The organism is Bacteroidota bacterium, from assembly GCA_034723125.1.
Taxonomy (GTDB): Bacteria; Bacteroidota; Bacteroidia; order CAILMK01; family JAAYUY01; genus JAYEOP01.
In genome coordinates, this window is the sequence record JAYEOP010000142.1 from 1 (window position 1) to 4,006 (window position 4,006).

Below are 4,006 nucleotides of genomic sequence, written 5' to 3' on the forward strand. Positions count from 1 at the left end.
CAAAATAGTGTCAGTTTGCGGGCTGGAAATTGCAACTCTTTTGTTTGTGTGTCGGCTTTTAATATGTCTCATTTTTATTTTTTCTGTTCGTTCTTTGTTATGTTGGGTAACGGCAGTCTGTCTAATAACCCAAACCACCGATTAAATTTTTGCCAAATATAAGGACATTTCGGCTTTGCTTAAAAGTAATTTGCTTTTTTAGGTTGCGTTTTTCGAATTGCTTCTTCCAGTGATGTTGGAAAAATATATGCCTGTCTTCTGTCTTTTCCTTGTATAAATTTCATAGTATAAAAATAGAAATTATTACTTTGGTGGGAAATTATTTTTATCTACAAATTGTTGATTTTTTTAGACAGTCTGACGGTTTGAATATGGTGCCTGCCGCACTTTATTCAATACTTTTCTTTGGTTTCACAATTTTCAAATTTAACAAAATTTGTTTGTGAATGACGCACTGCGACATGCACTATATTATTTGTTAGCAAAAGTTATTTTTTGAATTTGCTTTGTTCAGGATTTCTTTGATTATCCCAAATAGAATGAATGGTTACTTGTTTTTGTGAAGGTTCATAAAATATTGAAAAGTCTCCCTCAAAAATTACTCTGATATTTTCTTCACTGGTTTTTATTCCAAGTCCAGGAAATTTTTTTAACAACTTTACGGTGGATTGTATGTGTTTGTTAACCTTAATGGAATAATTCTTATTCCCATTTCTTTTGAAATAAAAATCTAGAATTTCAAACAATTCAATTTTTGCATTGCTTGACCATTCTATACTTCTTTTAGCCATTCCTGAAATTCTTGATTTACTTGTTCATTCGAAAATACCTCCCCATTTGCAACTTGTCTTTTACTTTCAATAATTGCATCTTTTTGTTTTGAAGTCAAATGGTATATCTTACTATCAATCTTTGAGTCAAGAATTGTCATAATTGCTTCCAAGAAAGAATTGTCATTGATTTCACTAATTCTTTTAATCAGGATGTTTCTTAATTCTATAGTACTCATTTCTGTATTTTTTACAAAGTTACAATATTTTTAATTTAAAGTAAACAGGCTGAGTTGGTCTTATAATTTTTGCTAACGAGTGAATATAATGAACAATCATTATATTTCCATTATATATTTTGTTAAAAAATCCCATAATTCAATATTATCCAATGGCTTATAAATTTCTGTAGTTTTAATGTTTTCATGTCCTAATAAATTTTGAATGTATCTTAAATCTATTCGCAAATATAATATAATTTTCACTATACAACAAAACAATACAGTCTTTTCCCCCTTTTAACTCAACTTTTAATAGCCAAATTATACTTATACCAAATTAACATCAAAACACCCGATATAAATCATTTCTATTTCCCTTTTTTGTCGTTAAAAATTATTTCCGTAGCTATAGCTATGCAAAGAATTTTTGCCTAAAAAAAGAAAAATATAATTTAATTTATTTATCAGGCGTTTTGAAATTAAATTGGTATTATACCAAGTTGCGTTCAAAGCTACCAATTTCATCAATTGTTTCAGAACTTGGTGTGAAAATCAAATTCCCAATATTTACTTGATGAATTTGCTTTTTTGTTTCAGAACACGAAACAAGCATATATTCTTTGTCAGCAGTAAGGGTTATACCGAAAGGTTATCATAGCTTGTACCGAAATTTTGTGGTACAAGCTATGCTAATCCATCGGCATAGTTCACTCCCGTATTTATTTCGGGGATACCAGATTCTTTTTAATTAACTTGATAACGGTTTAGTATCATCTCTTAAAAAATTGTCAATACCGATAGCAGCTTTATGACCATTTTCTATTCCATGAATCACATCAGGTCCTTGAATAATATCACCACCTACAAAGAACCATTTTGCATCAGATTGATAATTCTCATTTACATTAATTCTGCCTCTTGGTCCAAATTCAAGTTCCGCTTTTACTTTTTCAGTAATGTAACCCAAATCCATTCCCTGTCCGATTGATTCAACTACCATATCTGCTTCAAAGAAATTCTTATCATCCTCATCAAACTTAGGATTAAATTTTCCTTCTTCATCAAAAACAGATAAGCATTTTACAACATGTAAACCTGTTATTTTATCATCTTTTATTTCTATTTCTTTTGGTCCCCAACCCGGATTAATTATAGCATTTTCTTCTCTTCCTTCCACAATCTCTTCTCTATCAGCAGGCATAATATCTTCTGATTCTAAAGAAGTAGTAATGATATTTACTTTGCCATATTTTTGATTTTGTAATCTTGCAAGTGAACGAGTAATATCTAAAGCAACATTACCACCACCAATTACAACTATCTTTTCAGCAACATGAATTTCTTTACCGTCAGTAATTTTATTTAGCAATTCTATTGCCTGATAAACGTTTTTATGGTCTGTACCCGGTATTCTTGTGCTTCTACCTTCATGCAAACCTGTTGCAGAAAATACTGCGTCATATTCAGTTTTAAGTTTATCAAGACTTATATCTTTTCCAATTGTTGTATTGTACTGTATTTCTACTCCAAGAGAAAGTATGTAATTAATATCTTTATCCAGTTGGTCATAAGGTAAGCGGTATTCAGGAATACCATATCTCATCATACCACCTGATTGTGCAAATTGTTCAAAGATTTTTACTGAATATCCCATTAAAGCTAAATAATGAGCAGCAGAAAGACCGGCAGGTCCTGAACCAATAACTGCAATTTTCTTATCATTTTTTTCAATACCGTCAGTTTGTAATATTTTTTTGTAATCTTCAGATTCAACCTGATCGGCAATATATCTTTTCAACCATCTAATTGATAATGGTTCTCCTGTTTTTCCCACAGAACAAACCGTTTCACACTTATGAGTACAAATTCTACCACATATTTCAGGAAGAGGATTAGTTTCATATAAAATTCTTAAACCTTCTTCCATATCGTCTTCTCTTACAGCCTTAATATACTCAGGGATTCCCATGTGAGCAGGGCATGTAGCAGTACAAATTCCACATTCAACACAACGGTCAGCTTCTTTTTGAGCTTGCTCTTTTGAATAACCTTTTACAATTTCAATAAATGATTTATCTCTTTTTTCAGGCTCAAGTTCGCCCATATCTTCTCTCTCTTTTGCATATAAATCATAATCCCCTTCAGGTTTTTTCCATCCTTTTTCTTCCTTATTCCAAGATTTTTCATCAATTCCCGGAGTAAATCTGTAATCCTCAGGATCTTCACTAACCCATGTATATTCATTTGATAAACTAAGTGAATTTGTTGTACAAATATCTACACAGAAGCCACACCAACAACATCTTCCGTAGTCAATATTTGGCCTTAACCCACTATCTCCATCTTTTGTTTCAATTCCTTCAACAGGAATCAAATCAATAGCCTCGTTAGGACAAATGGCTTCACAAGTTCCACAACCAATACATTCATCAATTATATTTTTATGAAAACCTCTATATCTAGGAGCTCCGGGTCTGTCATTAATAGGATCCTTTACTGTAACAGGATCTTTTGTAATGCTTTTCCAAGCTGTAAATGGTGTTAATATATCTTTTAGATTCATGGTTATTTGTTTATTTGATTTTCTGTTTATTTGCTTATTTGTTTATTTGTTTATTTGTTTATCCATAACTTTTATCTTTTAACTCTAAGTATTTTAGGGACTTTTTTATATTTCTCGCTAAGACGCTAAGAACGCAAAGAGAATTTTTATATCTGTTTATCCATAACTTTTATCTTTTAACTTGTAACTCTAAGTATTTTAGGGACTTTTTTATATTTCTCGCTAAGACGCTAAGAACGCAAAGAGAATTTTTATATCTGTTTATCCATAACTTTCAACTTTTATCTTTTAACTCTAAGTGTTTTAGGGACTTTTTTATTTTTCTCGCTAAGACGCTAAGAACGCAAAGAGAATTTTTATATCTGTTTATCCATAACTTTTAACTTTCAACTTTTATCTTTTATCTTTCAACTTTTATCTTTCAACTTTTATCTTTTATCTTTCAATTTCAG

Annotated in this window: 4 protein-coding genes; all 4 read right to left on the reverse strand. The window is 30.7% G+C overall.

Translation table 11 applies throughout. From position 1 onward, the window contains the following. Positions 1 to 488 precede the first annotated feature (488 nt). The 4 genes from U9R42_04235 to U9R42_04250 all read right to left on the reverse strand — a co-directional run bounded on the left by U9R42_04235 (position 489) and on the right by U9R42_04250 (position 3,554). Positions 489 to 791: a type II toxin-antitoxin system RelE/ParE family toxin gene (locus U9R42_04235; GenBank protein MEA3495225.1), complete on the reverse strand. Its 303-nt coding sequence runs from the start codon at positions 789 to 791 to the stop codon at positions 489 to 491. Further along, positions 773 to 1,009, reverse strand: coding sequence for a hypothetical protein (locus U9R42_04240; protein ID MEA3495226.1), 237 nt, complete (start codon positions 1,007 to 1,009; stop codon positions 773 to 775). Before U9R42_04240 ends, U9R42_04235 begins: the two co-directional genes overlap by 19 nt. A 99-nt stretch (positions 1,010 to 1,108) precedes the next feature. Next, positions 1,109 to 1,237 (reverse strand): hypothetical protein, encoded by a 129-nt coding sequence (locus U9R42_04245; GenBank protein MEA3495227.1) that lies wholly within the window; start codon positions 1,235 to 1,237, stop codon positions 1,109 to 1,111. A gap of 502 nt (positions 1,238 to 1,739) precedes the next feature. Continuing rightward, positions 1,740 to 3,554, reverse strand: a complete 1,815-nt coding sequence (locus tag U9R42_04250; GenBank protein MEA3495228.1) for an FAD-dependent oxidoreductase — start codon at positions 3,552 to 3,554, stop codon at positions 1,740 to 1,742. Between the last annotated feature and the right edge of the window lie 452 nt (positions 3,555 to 4,006).